This window comes from Rhizobium sp. BK316 (genome assembly GCF_014193695.1).
Lineage (GTDB): Bacteria > Pseudomonadota > Alphaproteobacteria > Rhizobiales > Rhizobiaceae > Rhizobium.
In genome coordinates, this window is sequence record NZ_JACHZR010000005.1 from 77395 (window position 1) to 92344 (window position 14950).

At 60.2% G+C, this 14950-nt stretch carries 18 protein-coding genes; 13 read left to right on the forward strand and 5 right to left on the reverse strand.

Annotated features, from left to right (window positions below):
• The first annotated feature begins 8 nt into the window (after positions 1 to 8).
• The gene (locus FHT87_RS23580) at positions 9 to 800 is read left to right on the forward strand and encodes a hypothetical protein (protein ID WP_183735170.1); all 792 of its coding nucleotides are present in this window, start codon (positions 9 to 11) and stop codon (positions 798 to 800) included.
• Here FHT87_RS23580 and FHT87_RS23585 read toward each other — a convergent pair.
• On the reverse strand, positions 797 to 1864 hold the full coding sequence (locus tag FHT87_RS23585) for an FUSC family protein (protein ID WP_183805168.1): 1068 nt from the start codon (positions 1862 to 1864) through the stop codon (positions 797 to 799). The genes FHT87_RS23580 and FHT87_RS23585 overlap by 4 nt on opposite strands.
• Positions 1865 to 1922: 58 nt before the next feature.
• Between FHT87_RS23585 and FHT87_RS23590 the strand changes: the two genes are divergently transcribed.
• The 4 genes from FHT87_RS23590 to FHT87_RS23605 all read left to right on the forward strand — a co-directional run bounded on the left by FHT87_RS23590 (position 1923) and on the right by FHT87_RS23605 (position 4798).
• A complete protein-coding gene (locus FHT87_RS23590; protein ID WP_183735172.1) occupies positions 1923 to 2384 on the forward strand; it encodes a MarR family transcriptional regulator in 462 nt (153 codons plus the stop codon).
• Between the two features lie 67 nt (positions 2385 to 2451).
• On the forward strand, positions 2452 to 3039 hold the full coding sequence (locus tag FHT87_RS23595; RefSeq protein WP_183735173.1) for a 5-formyltetrahydrofolate cyclo-ligase: 588 nt from the start codon (positions 2452 to 2454) through the stop codon (positions 3037 to 3039).
• A gap of 3 nt (positions 3040 to 3042) precedes the next feature.
• A complete protein-coding gene (locus FHT87_RS23600) occupies positions 3043 to 3867 on the forward strand; it encodes a YmdB family metallophosphoesterase (RefSeq protein ID WP_183735174.1) in 825 nt (274 codons plus the stop codon).
• Positions 3868 to 3952: 85 nt separating this feature from the next.
• The gene (locus FHT87_RS23605; RefSeq protein WP_183735175.1) at positions 3953 to 4798 is read left to right on the forward strand and encodes an MBL fold metallo-hydrolase; all 846 of its coding nucleotides are present in this window, start codon (positions 3953 to 3955) and stop codon (positions 4796 to 4798) included.
• Between the two features lie 28 nt (positions 4799 to 4826).
• On the opposite strand, the gene FHT87_RS23610 is transcribed toward FHT87_RS23605, so the two are convergent.
• On the reverse strand, positions 4827 to 5330 hold the full coding sequence (locus tag FHT87_RS23610) for a pyridoxamine 5'-phosphate oxidase family protein (protein WP_183735176.1): 504 nt from the start codon (positions 5328 to 5330) through the stop codon (positions 4827 to 4829).
• Between the two features lie 174 nt (positions 5331 to 5504).
• Between FHT87_RS23610 and FHT87_RS23615 the strand changes: the two genes are divergently transcribed.
• A complete protein-coding gene (locus FHT87_RS23615; protein ID WP_183735177.1) occupies positions 5505 to 6251 on the forward strand; it encodes a YebC/PmpR family DNA-binding transcriptional regulator in 747 nt (248 codons plus the stop codon).
• A 73-nt stretch (positions 6252 to 6324) separates the two neighbouring features.
• On the opposite strand, the gene FHT87_RS23620 is transcribed toward FHT87_RS23615, so the two are convergent.
• The 3 genes from FHT87_RS23620 to FHT87_RS23630 all read right to left on the reverse strand — a co-directional run bounded on the left by FHT87_RS23620 (position 6325) and on the right by FHT87_RS23630 (position 10244).
• On the reverse strand, positions 6325 to 7326 hold the full coding sequence (locus FHT87_RS23620; RefSeq protein ID WP_183805170.1) for an LLM class flavin-dependent oxidoreductase: 1002 nt from the start codon (positions 7324 to 7326) through the stop codon (positions 6325 to 6327).
• A gap of 100 nt (positions 7327 to 7426) precedes the next feature.
• On the reverse strand, positions 7427 to 7921 hold the full coding sequence (locus FHT87_RS23625) for an N-acetyltransferase (RefSeq protein WP_183805172.1): 495 nt from the start codon (positions 7919 to 7921) through the stop codon (positions 7427 to 7429).
• Between the two features lie 7 nt (positions 7922 to 7928).
• Positions 7929 to 10244: a methyl-accepting chemotaxis protein gene (locus FHT87_RS23630; RefSeq protein WP_183805174.1), complete on the reverse strand. Its 2316-nt coding sequence runs from the start codon at positions 10242 to 10244 to the stop codon at positions 7929 to 7931.
• Between the two features lie 249 nt (positions 10245 to 10493).
• Here FHT87_RS23630 and ruvC point away from each other — a divergent pair, with 249 nt between their 5' ends.
• The 7 genes from ruvC to FHT87_RS23665 all read left to right on the forward strand — a co-directional run bounded on the left by ruvC (position 10494) and on the right by FHT87_RS23665 (position 14871).
• The gene (gene ruvC / locus FHT87_RS23635) at positions 10494 to 11003 is read left to right on the forward strand and encodes a crossover junction endodeoxyribonuclease RuvC (protein ID WP_183805177.1); all 510 of its coding nucleotides are present in this window, start codon (positions 10494 to 10496) and stop codon (positions 11001 to 11003) included.
• A gap of 55 nt (positions 11004 to 11058) precedes the next feature.
• Entirely contained in the window at positions 11059 to 11319 is a 261-nt protein-coding gene (locus tag FHT87_RS23640; RefSeq protein WP_183805179.1) for an AbrB/MazE/SpoVT family DNA-binding domain-containing protein, read from the forward strand.
• Positions 11297 to 11716 carry a type II toxin-antitoxin system VapC family toxin gene (locus tag FHT87_RS23645; RefSeq protein WP_183805181.1) on the forward strand — a complete coding sequence of 140 codons (420 nt, stop codon included), beginning with the start codon at positions 11297 to 11299 and terminating at the stop codon, positions 11714 to 11716. The genes FHT87_RS23640 and FHT87_RS23645 overlap by 23 nt, the downstream gene beginning before the upstream one ends.
• 12 nt (positions 11717 to 11728) lie before the next feature.
• Positions 11729 to 12343: a Holliday junction branch migration protein RuvA gene (ruvA, locus tag FHT87_RS23650; protein WP_183805183.1), complete on the forward strand. Its 615-nt coding sequence runs from the start codon at positions 11729 to 11731 to the stop codon at positions 12341 to 12343.
• Between the two features lie 67 nt (positions 12344 to 12410).
• Positions 12411 to 13451, forward strand: a complete 1041-nt coding sequence (gene ruvB / locus FHT87_RS23655; RefSeq protein ID WP_183805409.1) for a Holliday junction branch migration DNA helicase RuvB — start codon at positions 12411 to 12413, stop codon at positions 13449 to 13451.
• A complete protein-coding gene (locus FHT87_RS23660) occupies positions 13452 to 14354 on the forward strand; it encodes a metallophosphoesterase (protein ID WP_183805185.1) in 903 nt (300 codons plus the stop codon).
• Between the two features lie 4 nt (positions 14355 to 14358).
• The gene (locus tag FHT87_RS23665; RefSeq protein ID WP_183805187.1) at positions 14359 to 14871 is read left to right on the forward strand and encodes an NUDIX hydrolase; all 513 of its coding nucleotides are present in this window, start codon (positions 14359 to 14361) and stop codon (positions 14869 to 14871) included.
• Positions 14872 to 14950 lie beyond the last annotated feature (79 nt).

Consider the following 14950-nt stretch of genomic DNA (forward strand, 5'->3'; position numbering starts at 1 on the left):
GGTATATTATGCAGCTCGCAACCGTTTCGGCGTCCACCCTTCTGCGCGGCACCCAGCCGGCACAATCCGGCGTTTCGTCCACGAGCGATGAGCCCGACACCGGCGTATTGAAGATCCAGCGGCAGTCGCTGGCGCTGGAGCAGGTGCGCAATTCGCTGGCTAGCTCCGCCGACGATGCGAAGAGCCGCGCCCAGCGCAAGCTCGAAGAAGCCAAGCAGGAGCTTCAGGCGCTGAAAACGGCGGGCTTCCCGCCTGAAGTGATTGCGCGTCTTGCCGCGGAACTCGCGCGCAAGGTCGGCGCCGCAGCCTCCGAATTCGCCTCCGCCGTTGCAACCGGTGGCTCTTCCGACGCAAGTACTGCGGCCGGCGCAGCATCCACGTCAGCTTCCACCACCACGACGACCGATGCCACCACGAGTGCTGCAGCCGACGTTGTCGCAAGCGATGCTACGACTTCCACCGAGGCAACGCAGAATACCGAGACGACAACGGAAGCCGCCGAGGACGGCACGAACACTGCGGAAACGGATGGCGCGGCTCATGCGCGCAAGGCCTATCAGGAAATCATCGAAGACGGTCCGAAATCGTCGGCAATTTCCGCCGATGACCGCAAGACGATGGAAGAGTTCAAATCCGTGGTCCGCGAACTGAAGCAAATACTCGAAAAGGCCATGCGCGACCTGCGCGAGAAAAACAGCGACGTTGCCCGCGAAGGTGCGATTGGGGCAGCACAATCAGCCGTGACCGGCCTGTCGGCTGCCGTGCCGACAGCGACCATCCCTTCGAGCATCGTCGTCTAAGCCTTAGGCTCTGCCGTCTGCGGCAGAAAATGGATGGTTGCCTGGTTGACGAGCAGCACAAGGCAGGCGGCAAAGACAGTTGCAAACAGCCTATCCAGTAGCGCGGAAGCCGGCAGGGCATGATCGGCGGTTCCCATGGCCATCATCATCAGCGGCGTCATCACGATCGAATAGGCGAGATAATTTCTGGCCCTCAGAAAGGGCCTGATACCACCGAGCACGGCGACAACAAGCACATCGGCCCAGGCCGGCAAGGTAAGAAACGAGAGCAATCCCGCACAACAGACCCCGAAGAGAACGCCGATCACCCTTTGCGTCGTCTTGAGCGGCAAGCGTTCCGGCCGCCGCTCGATCAGCAGCACCAGCGCCAGCGCCGCCCAGTGAATATCGTGATCGGGAAAGAACAGGTGGATGAGCGAGACGGCACCCAGACAGGAAACCAGCCGGACAGGATATTGCCAGCCTGCCGGCTCCATCAGGGAACGCCGCAGCCTGTTGAATTTCTGTCTGGCGGTCGGCTTGCGTTCATCCTCAACCGGCTCTGCCGCATGACGGCGGATATGCGCGACGACCGCTGCCATCGAGATGTGGAGAACGACAGCGAAAAGCGCGCCACCGATGATAATGGCGAAGATCAGCAGCGGATTTGCGGTGGTGGTGGAGACGATGCCGCCGACCATGACGAGATAGAAGATGAAGCGCATGGAAGCGGCAACCATCGCGCGATCGAAACCGCCGACGATACCGGCAACGCCGGCAATCACCAGCAGCCCCGTCTGCCAAGACCCGCCAAGCCGGGCGAGTGCACAGGCAAGCCCCGCCGCAGATATCAGAACCAGCAATGCGGCCCCTGCGCTCGCAGCTTGCGTCCTCGGTCTGCCATGCGCTACCGTCCCGCTCATTGCCATGCCGCCGATCAGGCCAAGCCCTGTATGATGGCCCTTCGCCGCAAGCAGTGCCGGAACAGCCATGGCAACCGCCGATACGGCGATTTCGATCGCCGTCACCTCCTTTTCAGTCGACCAGCGAAAGGCTCCGGCTACGTGATTGAGTGTCTTTTCCATCGACGGCCTCTCAGACTCGGGATTGGGCTTTGGCAAAATAATACGCAGTGCGTACTATATGTCCAGTAACAAAGATACAGCCGCGACGCTCATTCTGCGCTCCGTCCTGCTGCTCGGCCGTCGCTTGCGGGCCGCGCGCCCCGAAGGTCCGCACAGTCTCTCCACCATCGCGATTCTCGCGACACTTCACCGTCTAGGGCCTATGCCCGCCTGGCGGCTCGCCCTGGAGGAGCATCTGCAGCCGCAGTCGGTCACCCGCATCATTGCAGCTCTTGAGCGCGACGGGCTGATCAGCCGTACGCGTAGCGAGGCCGACCGCCGCGAGATCGAGCTGTCGATCACTACTCACGGCCGCACGGTGTTGTCCGATGACATAGGCGCCCGTCGCGCCTGGCTGGAAAAGGCGATGAATGACCGGCTGACGCCGGAGGAGCGCAAGACATTGATGGAAGCGTCGGAAATTATGCTGAAGCTCTCCCATGCCCACATTGAGAATGAGGCGCAATCAGGCGAGGAATAGACCCTTTTCACCTGTCGCCACCAGCCGCAAGCGGTTATGTTCGCTGGGCAACGATACTGGATTTGAGATGACGCCCAAGGAATTGAAGGCTCAATTGCGCACCGAACGTCTGGCGGCTCGCGACGCCATCCCGACGGATCTGCGCGCAGCCAAAAGCCTCGACATGGCGGCCCATGCCGGCGATACGATTGCTTTTGCGCCCGACACCATCATCTCAGGTTTTCTGCCGATCCGTTCGGAAGCTGATCTGCAGCCGCTGATGGCGCGGTGGCGCGGCCGCGGCGCCCGCCTCTGCGTGCCCGCAATCATCGACAAGCAGACCATCGTCTTCCGTGAGCTTGTCCACGGCGTGGCACTCATCGGCACCGGCTTCGGCACGGTCGGCCCAGGCGAAGACGCTGCTATCCTCGACCCGGAAATCATGCTCGTGCCGCTGTCGGCCTTCGATCCCAGAGGCCACCGCATCGGCTACGGCGCCGGCCACTATGACCGTGCAATCGGCCGTCTCCGGCAAAAAGGCCTGTCTCCGAAGCTGATCGGCATTGCATTTGACTGCCAGGAAGTGGCAGAGGTACCCGCTGAGCCGCATGACATAAGCCTGGATGCCATCCTGACGGAAAGCGGCCTGCGCCATTTTACCTCACGGATTGGATAGGGAATGCGACTGCTATTTCTGGGTGACATGGTCGGCAAGACGGGACGCACCGCGGTCTGGGACCGCCTGCCCGGTCTGGTTTCCGACCTGAAGCTCGACTTCGTCATCGTCAATGGCGAGAACGCCGCCGGCGGCTTCGGCATCACCGAAGACATCTTTCTCGAGACGATCAATGTCGGCGCCGACGTGGTGACGACAGGCAATCACGTCTGGGACCAGAAGGATGCCGTCGCCTTCGCCGGCCGCCACGACCAGTTCCTGCGACCGGCAAACTATCCGCAGGGAACGCCTGGCCGCGGCTCCGGCCTCTTCTATGCGCGCAATGGCGCGCGCATTCTCGTCGCCAACATCATGGGCCGCGTCTTCATGCATCCCGAGCTCGACGACCCCTTCAAGGCCGCCGAGACGATCCTCGCCGCCTGCCCTCTGAAGGAACAGGCCGATGCGATCATCTTCGATTTCCACGCGGAAGCGACGAGTGAGAAGCAATGCTTCGGCCATTTCGTCGACGGCCGCGCCAGCTTCGTCGTCGGCACCCACACCCACGTGCCGACCGCCGATGCGCAGATCCTGAATGGCGGCACCGCCTACATGTCGGATGCCGGCATGTGCGGCGATTACGACTCCTCGCTCGGCATGGACAAGGAAGAGCCGCTCAACCGCTTCATCTCCAAGATGCCGAAAGGCCGCATGGAAGCCGCGACCGGCCCCGCTACCATCTGCGGCGTCGGCGTGGAAATCTCCGATGCGACAGGTCTGGCGGAAAAGATCGCTCCGCTGCGGCTTGGTCCAAGACTTGCCGAAACGATCCCGGAGTTCTGGCGTTAACACACAATTGTGAGCATGCTCCGTCTGGACCGCTGCGACGGCATGCCGCATCCTTTCCGCTTCGTGAAAGCGCCGGAGGGGTGGCATGAAGCCGCATTGTCTTGTCCTCGCTATCGCATGCCTTGCGGTTTTCACCGCGCCGAACCTTGCCAAAGCCCAGGAAGAACGAGAACCTGTCAGTCAGTGCCAGGCCATCGCCCAGAATATCCCCAAGGCTATCTTCGCGAGTTTCTCCAGTGTAGCGCCGATCGTCCCTGCGGTTTCCGAGGATGAGGACGTCAAATTTACCTATCTCGGCCATTCGACGTTCGAAATAGAGACTCCCGGCGGCATCGTCATCGCCACCGATTATAATGGCTGGTACAGGCCGGCCATTACGCCCGATGTCGTCACCATGAACAAGGCGCACTCGACGCATTACACGCTGACCCCGGATCCCGGCATCAAACACGTGCTGCATGGGTGGAGCGACATCCCGGGCGAAAAGGCCAGGATCAATCTCGTCGTGGGCGACGCCTATATCCACAATGTGACGACGGATATCCGTTTCAGCTATGGGCTGGGCGGCTCGCAACTGGACGGCAATTCAATCTTCATCTTCGAAATCGCCGGCCTCTGCATCGGCCATCTCGGCCATCTGCATTACGAGCTGACCGATACCCATTACACGGAAATCGGCCGGCTCGACGTGGTCATGGTGCCGGTCGATGGCGGTCTGACCATGGGTGCCGACAGCATGAGCCGCGTTATCAAGCGGCTGCGCTCGTCGCTGATCCTGCCGATGCATCGCCGCGGTCCGCCGGTCAACGCCTTCATCTCGATGTTCGGCAATGGGTTCGACGTCAGTTATGCACCGGACAACAGCATCACCGTTTCGCTGCGCACGCTGCCGAAAAAGCCGCTAATCTACGTGATGAAGGATGTGCAGTAGAAGGCCCGAACTGTGCCGGGCCTTTGGCTTATGCAAATTGCAGATGTCGCTTGATGCCGACGTCAGGCATCTTCTCCTCGTCGAAATTGGCCTTCGCAATTTCCCAGCCGAATTTCAGCTTGCTGCCGGTCGAAACCCAGATCTCGGCATCATCGACATGCATGGCAAGCATCGTCAGCTTCGGATCCTTCTTGCCACCTTCGTACCAGGCGGCAACGACCGAGTTCCAGAACTCCTCGATTTTCGCGGGATCCGGACGCACCTCGATAACCCCGGACAGGCAGGCATGATAATCATGGTTCTTGCCGATGACGCAGAAATGCGCACGGCTGCCGGGTTTGATCTTTTGTACGAGTTCGGCATCCGTCTTGGTATAGAACCAGATCGTATTGGTGGTCGGATCGACATTGGGGGCCATCGGCTGCATATGCATATCGACGCCTGAAAGGCCGAGCATGCCGGCGTGGATGTCGTTGATCTGATCCCAGAGTTGACGCGCCGGTTGTTCACGGGCTTCGCTGAAGCTTGCCATAGCCGTTCCTTTCCTGCTGGTGCTGTCCGGTTGAAAACGTCGCCTCTCAGGCTTTGTTCCGCCACCTATCAAGCCATGATGGCAAGACCGAATGGCCGCTTTTTCCTTGAATATCGCCCTTTCCGATCTTATAAGGCGGCCCATTCCGAACAATGAGACGTGAACAGGGGTGCCATGGCTGGCCATTCACAGTTTAAAAACATCATGCACCGCAAGGGCCGTCAGGATTCCGTGCGGTCGAAAATGTTCTCCAAGCTCGCGCGCGAAATCACCGTTGCCGCCAAAGCTGGTCTTCCCGACCCGACAATGAACGCCCGACTGCGCCTGGCGATCCAGAACGCCAAAGCCCAGTCGATGCCGAAAGACAATATCGACCGCGCCATCAAGAAGGCCTCCGGCGCCGACACCGAGAACTATGACGAAGTCCGCTACGAAGGCTACGGCCCGGGCGGCACGGCGATCATCGTCGAGGCCTTGACCGACAACCGCAACCGCACCGCCTCCAACGTCCGCTCGATCTTCACCAAGGCCGGCGGCGCACTCGGCGAAACCGGGTCGGTGTCCTTCTCCTTCGATCATGTCGGCGAAATCACCTACAAGCTGTCTGCCGGCGATGCCGACAAGATCATGGAAGCCGCCATCGAAGCAGGCGCCGACGATGTCGAGACCGATGAAGAGGGTCACTACATCACGACCGCTTTCGAAGCTCTCGGCGACGTCGCCAAGGCTCTCGAATCGTCCCTCGGCGAAGCCGAAACCGTAAAAGCCGTCTGGCGCGCTCAGAACAACGTGCCGGTCGATGAGGAAAGAGCCCAGTCGCTGCTGAAGCTCATCGACTCGCTGGAAGACGATGACGACGTACAGAACGTCTACTCGAACTTCGAAGTCTCGGAAGAAGTTCTGGCGAAGCTCTCGGCCTAAGAGCTCTCCAATACGAAACTGAAAAACCCGGCTGCGCTCAGCCGGGTTTTTTCTTTGTCTGGTATTCTTGTGATTAGGCTGCAGCCCGCATGAAATTGCCGAGCCCGGCAAAGAGCTCCACCGATTTCAGCCGCGCCTCGATGTCATGAATCGGCATCGAAATGATGACCTCATCCGCCTGCGTTTCCTTGAGGAAATCATTGAGCTGGGCTTCGGCCGTAGCAGGCGAGCCGACGACGGCGTAGCGTAGCGTGTGCTCCACATTCATCTTTTCCATCGGCGACCAGAAGGCATCCATATCCTTGACGGGCCGCGGGAAAGGTCCGCGCACATTGCGCCTGAGGTTGACGAACTGCTGCTGGGCCGAGGTGAAGTGGTACTGCGCCTCCTCATCCGTTTCAGAAACGGCACCCATGACACCGACCATCACATAGGGCTTGTCGAGTTCCGCCGAGGGCTGGAAGCGGTCGCGATAGATCGCGATCGCATCGAGCAGCATGTCTGGCGCAAAGTGCGAGGCAAAGGCAAAGGGCAGGCCGAGCATGGCCGCAAGCTGGGCGCTGTAGAGGCTGGAGCCGAGGAGCCAGATTGGGATGTGCGAGTTGTTGCCCGGTACGGCGAGGATCGCCTGGTTTTCGATCGGTGCACCGAGAAGCTGCTGCAGTTCCACCACATCATTGGGGAAACTGTTGGCGCCCGCGTCGAGGTTGCGCCGCAGCGCCTGCGCCGTGCGCATATCCGTTCCCGGCGCGCGGCCGAGGCCCAGATCGACGCGGCCGGGAAACAAAGCTTCCAGCGTGCCGAACTGTTCGGCAATGACGAGCGGCGCATGGTTCGGCAGCATGACGCCGCCGGAGCCGATGCGGATGCTCTTCGTCACCGCCCCGATCTGCCCGAGAATGACCGAAGTCGCCGCGCTCGCGACACCGGGCATACCGTGATGCTCCGCCATCCAGAAGCGCGTATAGCCGAATTCCTCCGCCTTCTGTGCCATGCGCTTCGACGCCGCAAAGGATTGGCTGATGGTCGTGCCTTCAGCCACGGGAGAAAGATCGAGAATGGAAAAGGGAACCATGGAAACCTGCCGCGCAAGAATGGGAGTGCGGTCTATGTAGGTTCGCTATGGCGCTATTCCAAATCGCGGCGCAAACAAAAGCTGCCGCGGAAAATAACCGTCATTCGTCGAAAGCCGGGGAGAATTTCAATGCGCCTGATGGTGGCGATCCCTTGAAGACGATCCGCTGGACATATCGCGTATCGAGATCGCCATAAGTCAGCTTTCCATCGCTTTCGAAGCCTGCGCCGCGATAAACCGCGGGATCGCCGATCAGCGCGCAGCCAGTTGCGTCACGCTCTCTCAGCAGATCGAGCCCTTTCAGGATCAACGATCTGCCGATCCCCTGCCGCTGCCGCTCCGGCTTTACTGAAATCGGCCCAAGCCCATACCATCCATGCTCGATATCGCCGACCGAAATCGGCGAGAAGGCGACATGGCCGATGATCTCCCCACCTTCGTCCGCGACGAGCGACAGCGTCAGATCACCCGACGCTCGAAGGTCCCTGACGATCCGTGCTTCCGTGTTGTTGCTATAAGGCATCGGCTCGAACGCCAGCCACGTCAATTCGTGAATGGCGTCCGCATCTTCGGGCCTTTCGAACCGGATCAGCATGATGCGATCAGGCCCGCCTGCGTAGCTGATGCATGTCGGCACTGTGCTGCTGATATCCTTCGGCAAGGGTGAAGTTGCCAAGCTGGCGGTCCATCTCAACAGCTTCCGTTGCCAAGCGATGGATCGCGGCCGTCGTCTCCTCGACCATCGCCGCATTCTGCTGCGTCATGGAATCCAACTCGGCGACCGCGCTGTTGATCTGCCGCAGCGTATCGGCCTCCTCGCGAGTCGATTCCATGATCTCATTGATCTGACCGTTGATAGCTTCGACATGGCCGCCGATGCCGGTGAGCGCCAGCCCTGCCCGTTCGACCAGCGCCACGCCGCTTTCGACCTCATGCGTGGATTTCTGCAGCAGGCTGGAGATTTCCTTGGCAGCACTCGAAGACCGCTGCGCCAGTTCGCGCACTTCCATGGCGACGACCGCAAAACCCTTGCCGCTTTCGCCGGCACGTGCTGCCTCGACGCCGGCGTTCAGCGCCAGCAGATTGGTCTGGAAGGCGATATCGTCGATAACAGAGATAATGGTGTTGATCTGGCGCGAGGACGCCTGGATCGCTTCCATCGCCGCGATCGTCTCGCGCATGATCTGGCTGGAGCCGACCGTCTCCTTCTTGGCGTCGCGGGCAATGCGCTCGGCCTGCTCGGCCCGTTCGATCTGCACGCGCACCGACTGGGTGATGGCGCTTATGGCATTGGCAGTCTCGGTGATCGAGCTTGCCTGCCGCTCGGTGCGGCCGGCCAGTTCGTCCGCCCCCGTGCGCATCTCCTCGGAGCCTGCCCGGACGGCCATGGAGTTGCCGCCGATCGCCGTCATCGTTTCGTTGAGCGTTGCCAGCGCCTCGTTGAAGTTCACGCGCAGGCTTTCGAGCTCGCTCGGGAAATGGGTTTCGATCTGGTAGGCCAGATCGCCACTCGCCAGATGATGAAGCCCCTCGTCGAGCGCACTGACGACGTCCTGCAGGCTGCGGGCTTCTGCCTCGCGCTGTGCAAGGTTCTGCTGGCGCTCGCTTTCGGCATGTGCACGCGTCTGCTCGCTCGCGGCTTCGAGTTGACGGCCTTCGATCAGCGACTGCTTGAAACGAGCAAGCGCCTTCGCCATCGTACCGATCTCGTCCTTGCGATTCTGGCTGCCGATCTCGACTTCCAGCCTGCCGTCAGCGACTTCGCGCGTCACGCCCGCAAGGCGGGCAAGCGGCGAGAACAGGAAGTTGGTGATGAGCCCCGTGGCAACAGCCATGATGACGAGAACGCCGATGCCGATCCAGGTCAGCAGCGTGGCGATCTCGATGGAACCGGCATTCAATTCGCTGAGCAGCACGCTTTCGACAACGAGGAACCGGTCACCGCGATAATCGATGCCGCGCACATAAGCGCGTGCCGCACCATCGGCGCGATCGAAATCCGCAACCGTCATCGCCGAGCTCGCTAGCGCATCCTTGATAAAGGTGAACGGCGCAGTATCGAGCGTCGCAAGCTGGTTGGATGCGTTGAGACCAACGGCCGAGCCGTCATCTGAAATGATCGCCGCCTGTGCCGTGCTGCCGGACACGATACCCTTAGCCAGAATGCCGGTGACGATATCATCGCGCACCTTGAACAGCATCAGACCCTTCGCCTGACCCAGCTTGACGATCGGGACGGCATAGAAGATCGCCGACGTGCCGCTCTTGGCATCGACGCGCAGACCGGAGAAGGCCGTCGGCGCGGAATCATCAGTTGCCTTGGCGGTATTCTCGATCGCCCTGGCATAGGCGATGCCTGACCCGGTCGACTTCCAGGCATCCGATTTCAGGTTTTCAGCGAAGTCTTCGTTCTTCTTGTAGGAATAGAGCACAGTACCATCGAGATCAACGATCAACAGGTCGCTGAAGGCGGTATCGGCGAGATCGCGCGCCACTTCGCCCTGCGTCTTCTCATGGCTCGAATAGTAGAACCCGCTCGGCCCCTCGGGTTTGACTAGCTTTTCGCGTTGGTCTGCCGGGTTCGGGTTGTCGGCGATGAAGACCTTCTTCAGCTCGCCCCGCGCGTCGCCGGAGCTTTTCTCCATCGTTTTCCAGCCACTCTTCAGATTGGTGATCGACATCTGCAGCGCTTCGATGCGCGCAATCGAGGTCGCCTGGTTCTCGAGCTGTTGGAACTGATCCTGCAGCATGTCGCCGCGGAAGATCAGCACGCTGTCCTTCGCCTTCAGTGCCTGCTCGTCGGAAACGCGGCTGCTGGCGAAGTAGGCAAGGATATTGATCACCGCGACCGAAAGCGTGGTCAGCAGGATGAAGGTGGCTATCACCTTGAAGGACAGGGACTGAAATCTCTGAGCCATGAAAAACGAACCCTTCCGGAACGGCGCCGCCGGCGAGTGGAATCGCGAAGACATCACCCGTCGGTTGAACTACAAACAGACCATCGGAAGCCTTAAGCTTTGCAAAAGCCGGCCCCTCTCACATTTGATGGATTAGAATTCAGGCATCCGGTTTAATTCGCGGTAAATGCGATCCCGCAAAAACAAGGTATGTTTTCGCTTTGTTCACATATCAATGGCACTTATTTCGCCATCGCTATAGGGTGAACCATGCAAAACACGATTCGCATCATCGGTATCGATCCCGGCCTTCGCCGCACCGGATGGGGCATCATCGATACGCTCGGCAATTCGCTGCGCTTCGTTGCCTCGGGAACAGTCACTTCGGATGGCGACATGGACCTCGCTTCCCGCCTCTGCCAGCTGCATGACGGCCTTGCCGATGTGGTCCATTCCTACAAGCCGGATGAAGCCGCTGTGGAACAGACATTCGTCAACAAGGATGCAGTGGCAACCCTGAAGCTCGGCCAGGCCCGCGGCATCGCCATGCTGGTGCCGGCCCGCGCCGGTCTTCCAGTGTCGGAATATGCGCCGAACGCCGTGAAGAAAACTGTCATCGGCGTCGGCCACGGCGACAAGAAGCAGATCCATATGATGCTGAAGATCCTCATGCCGAAAGTCGAATTCAAGGGCGATGACGCCGCCGACGCATTGGCGATCGCCATCTGCCACGCCCATCACCGCGGCGGAAACAAGATGCGACAGGCACTCGCCAGCTGATTTGTTCTTGACTTGTTCCAGGTCCGCAGCTAGGTATTACCTCAGAGGTATTACCATGCGCGTGACTGAAAAAGGCCAGGTGACCATCCCTAAGGAAATCCGCGACAGACTTGGAATCGTTCCGGGATCTGAGGTGGAGTTTATCGCGAAAGACGATGCAGCCCTTTTGGTGAAGGTCAACGAAAACAGCTTACAGATTCGCAACTTCGAGGAATGGGCTGCCAGCGTAGAGGGACTGCTGGACCTCGATGGCATGACGACGGATGAATATATGGAATGGCTAAGGGGTCCGCGTGAAGATCTCGACCGTCATTGACACGAATATTCTCATCGACATTTTGGGACCGCAAAGCTCATTTCGCCATTGGTCGCTTGACGCGCTGAAACGTTGCGCCTCTGAGGGAAATCTGGTGCTGACCCCGGTCGTATGGGCTGAACTCGGTGCCGCACCGCTGACAGAGGAAAAGCTTCTGCTTGCCTTTGCCTGGCTTAATCTTGAACGAGAGAACTTGCCTTTCGAGGCAGCCTTCCGTGCAGGGCAAGCTCATCGTAGCTATCGGACTGCGGGTGGCCAACGGGAACGGACGCTTCCCGATTTTCTGGTTGGTGCCCACGCGGAATGGCATCGGCACCGCCTGCTGACCCGTGATGCGGCCCGCTACCGCTCCTATTTCCCTTCGCTCGATATTATTTCACCTGAAACTCATCCCTGACGGAACAAGATCATGATCGGCAAGCTGAAAGGCACCATAGACGAGATCGGCGACGACTATGTGCTCGTGGATGTGCATGGCGTCTGCTACGTCGCCTATTGCTCGTCCCGCACGCTCTCGAAGCTCGGTTCCGTGGGAGAAGCCTGTGTGCTCTTCATCGAAACTTATGTGCGCGAGGACCAGCTTAAGCTCTTCGGTTTCCAGACGCAGCTCGAACGCGAATGGTTCAACCTGCTGCAGAGCGTGCAGGGCGTCGGCGCGAAAGTGGCGCTTGCCGTTCTTTCGACCCTGACCCCTTCAGAACTTGCCAATGCAATCGCCCTCCAGGACAAGACCGCCGTCTCACGCGCCCAGGGAGTCGGTCCCAAGGTCGCGATCCGCATCGTCACCGAACTTAAGAACAAGGCGCCTGCCTTTGCCGGCGAGGCCATCAATATCGGCCTCAAACAGGAGATTGGCGAAGGTGTGGCTCCAGCCCCCGTGGCTGACGCCGTCTCGGCCTTGACCAATCTCGGATATTCGCGAGACCAGGCCGCCAACGCGGTTGCCGCTGCCATGAAGACGGCCGGCGAGGACGCGGACAGCGCCAAGCTGATCCGTCTCGGCCTGCGGGAACTTTCGCGTTGATGCCACGGCAGGGTGTCAATGGCTGCCGCTTGGTGTATGGACTTGAGCAAGCTTTGAACGGAAATGCCTGATGACGGATGCCCGCCTAATAACGCCTGAAAAGCGTGGCGAAGACCTGGACACCACCCTGCGCCCACAGTCTCTGGACGAGTTCACCGGCCAGGCGGAGGCGCGTGCCAACCTCAAGATCTTCATCGAAGCCGCCAAGAACCGCAGTGAAGCGCTGGACCATGTTCTCTTCGTCGGTCCGCCGGGCCTCGGCAAGACGACGCTGGCGCAGATCATGGCGAAGGAACTCGGCGTCAATTTCCGTTCTACCTCCGGCCCCGTCATCGCGAAGGCCGGAGATCTGGCCGCGTTGCTGACCAATCTCGAAGAGCGTGACGTTCTCTTCATCGACGAAATCCACCGCCTCAACCCGGCGGTCGAGGAAATCCTCTATCCGGCGATGGAAGATTTCCAACTCGACCTCATCATCGGCGAAGGCCCAGCCGCCCGCTCGGTAAAGATCGACCTGTCGAAATTCACGCTCGTTGCAGCCACCACCCGCCTCGGCCTGCTGACCACGCCGCTGCGCGACCGTTTTGGCATTCCGGTGCGCCTTTCCTTCTATACGGTGGAGGAACTGGAGCTGATTGTCCGCCGCGGCGCCCGCCTGATGGGCCTTGGCATGACCGATGACGGCGCCCGCGAGATTGCGCGGCGCGCCCGCGGCACGCCGCGCATCGCCGGCCGCCTGCTGCGCCGCGTGCGTGATTTCGCCGAAGTCGCAAGGGCCGAGGCCGTCACCCGCGAGGTCGCCGACGAGGCGCTGACCCGCCTGCTGGTCGACAATGTCGGCTTCGATCAGCTCGACAAGCGCTACCTCAACATGATCGCAGTCAATTTCGGCGGCGGCCCGGTCGGCATCGAAACCATTGCCGCCGGCCTCTCCGAACCGCGCGACGCGATCGAAGACATCATCGAGCCCTACATGATCCAGCAGGGTTTCATCCAGCGCACACCACGTGGCCGCGTTCTGACCGCAATCGCATGGAAACATCTCGGCATGCAGCCGCCGAAGGATATGGAGGCTGCTCAGTTCGGGCTGTTCCGGGAGGACGATTGATTGATCAGCCGGCGCAGCTTTCTCAAACTCATGGGCGGCAGCTTTGCAGGCCTCATGGCACTCGGCGGATATGCCCTCGCCTATGAACCGCTGGCCCGGCTGACGATTTCCCGCTACAGGCTGACGCCGCCGGGATGGACTCCCGGCCTGAAGCTTCGGCTTGTCGCACTGGCCGATTTCCATGCCTGCGAACCCTGGATGTCAGTAGACCGCATCGCTTCGATCTGCGCCCGCGCCAACGAGCTGGAGGGTGATATAACACTCCTGCTCGGCGACTACGCGGCCGGCATGAACATGGTGACGCGTTATGTCCATTCCAGTGAATGGTCGAGGGCGCTGGCAACGCTCAAGGCCCCGCTCGGCGTTCATGCGATCATGGGCAACCATGATTGGTGGGAAGACAGAACCGCACAGATGAATGGTGGAGGCGACACCTTCGGACACAGAGCTTTGACTGAAGCGGGTATCTCCGTCTACAGCAATCGCGCCGTCCGGCTGGAAAAGGACGGACATGGCTTTTGGCTGGCAGGTCTGGAGGACCAGCTGGCGCTCCTGCCGGGGAGGAAATGGGGCCGCAGCCGAATGCAGGGTCTCGATGATCTCGACGGAACGCTCGCGCAGGTTTCCGACGACGCGCCCGTTGTCCTGCTTGCCCATGAGCCCGATATTTTTCCGCGCGTGCCCGAACGTGTGTCGCTCACTCTTTCCGGCCATACGCATGGCGGACAGATCCGTCTTCTCGGTTATTCGCCGATCGTGCCTTCGCGTTATGGCGATCGCTATGCCTATGGCCATATTGTAGAAAACGGTCGGAACGTCATCGTTTCCGGCGGGCTCGGCTGCTCCATCGCGCCCGTGCGCTTCGGTATTCCGCCGGAGATAGTGGTCATCGACCTCGGATAATATCATGCCCAAGAGAACCGTCGTTCGCCTCAATGCAGGCAGCCAGCGCTTCAACTACCGCATTGCCGGGCTCGGCTTTCGCGACGGGCACGTGCTTGTCCATCGCGCCGTTCACGAACCTTTCTGGACTTTTCCCGGCGGCCGTGCCGAGATCGGCGAAACCTCTGAGGAAACGCTGAAGCGGGAGATGATGGAAGAGCTCGGCGTCGAGGTCACAGTCGGCCGTCTGCTCTGGACCGTCGAGAATTTCTTCCATTACGAGGGGCGCGACTGGCACGAACTCGGCTTCTACTATCACATGGAAATACCCCAGGATTTCCCCTTCCGCCCGCATGAGATCATTCACCGGGTGGAGGATGGCGACAACCATCTGGAATTCAAATGGGTACCCGCAACATTTCAGGCTCTGACGGCGCTCGACATTCCGCCCTATTTCATCTCCGGTGAGATCGAAAACCTGCCCACCTCACCTCGCCACCTGGTGTGGCGCGACGGTGATCTCGATGACAAGGATTAGAGCTATTCTGGCAAAAGTGCGAAGCGGTTTGCGTCCAGAATTGCGTAAAAACAAAGAGATAAAGCATTTCCGTACTTCG

Coding starts and splice junctions, on each gene's coding strand:
- FHT87_RS23630 (WP_183805174.1), bottom strand. CDS start 10,244: ATGGCTCAGAGATTTCAGTCCCTGTCCTTCAAGGTGATAGCCACCTTC.
- FHT87_RS23595 (WP_183735173.1), top strand. CDS start 2,452: ATGACGCCCAAGGAATTGAAGGCTCAATTGCGCACCGAACGTCTGGCG.
- FHT87_RS23585 (WP_183805168.1), bottom strand. CDS start 1,864: ATGGAAAAGACACTCAATCACGTAGCCGGAGCCTTTCGCTGGTCGACT.
- FHT87_RS23610 (WP_183735176.1), bottom strand. CDS start 5,330: ATGGCAAGCTTCAGCGAAGCCCGTGAACAACCGGCGCGTCAACTCTGG.
- FHT87_RS23605 (WP_183735175.1), top strand. CDS start 3,953: ATGAAGCCGCATTGTCTTGTCCTCGCTATCGCATGCCTTGCGGTTTTC.
- FHT87_RS23580 (WP_183735170.1), top strand. CDS start 9: ATGCAGCTCGCAACCGTTTCGGCGTCCACCCTTCTGCGCGGCACCCAG.
- ruvC (WP_183805177.1), top strand. CDS start 10,494: ATGCAAAACACGATTCGCATCATCGGTATCGATCCCGGCCTTCGCCGC.
- FHT87_RS23625 (WP_183805172.1), bottom strand. CDS start 7,921: ATGCTGATCCGGTTCGAAAGGCCCGAAGATGCGGACGCCATTCACGAA.
- ruvA (WP_183805183.1), top strand. CDS start 11,729: ATGATCGGCAAGCTGAAAGGCACCATAGACGAGATCGGCGACGACTAT.
- FHT87_RS23640 (WP_183805179.1), top strand. CDS start 11,059: ATGCGCGTGACTGAAAAAGGCCAGGTGACCATCCCTAAGGAAATCCGC.
- FHT87_RS23665 (WP_183805187.1), top strand. CDS start 14,359: ATGCCCAAGAGAACCGTCGTTCGCCTCAATGCAGGCAGCCAGCGCTTC.
- FHT87_RS23620 (WP_183805170.1), bottom strand. CDS start 7,326: ATGGTTCCCTTTTCCATTCTCGATCTTTCTCCCGTGGCTGAAGGCACG.
- FHT87_RS23615 (WP_183735177.1), top strand. CDS start 5,505: ATGGCTGGCCATTCACAGTTTAAAAACATCATGCACCGCAAGGGCCGT.
- FHT87_RS23590 (WP_183735172.1), top strand. CDS start 1,923: ATGTCCAGTAACAAAGATACAGCCGCGACGCTCATTCTGCGCTCCGTC.
- FHT87_RS23600 (WP_183735174.1), top strand. CDS start 3,043: ATGCGACTGCTATTTCTGGGTGACATGGTCGGCAAGACGGGACGCACC.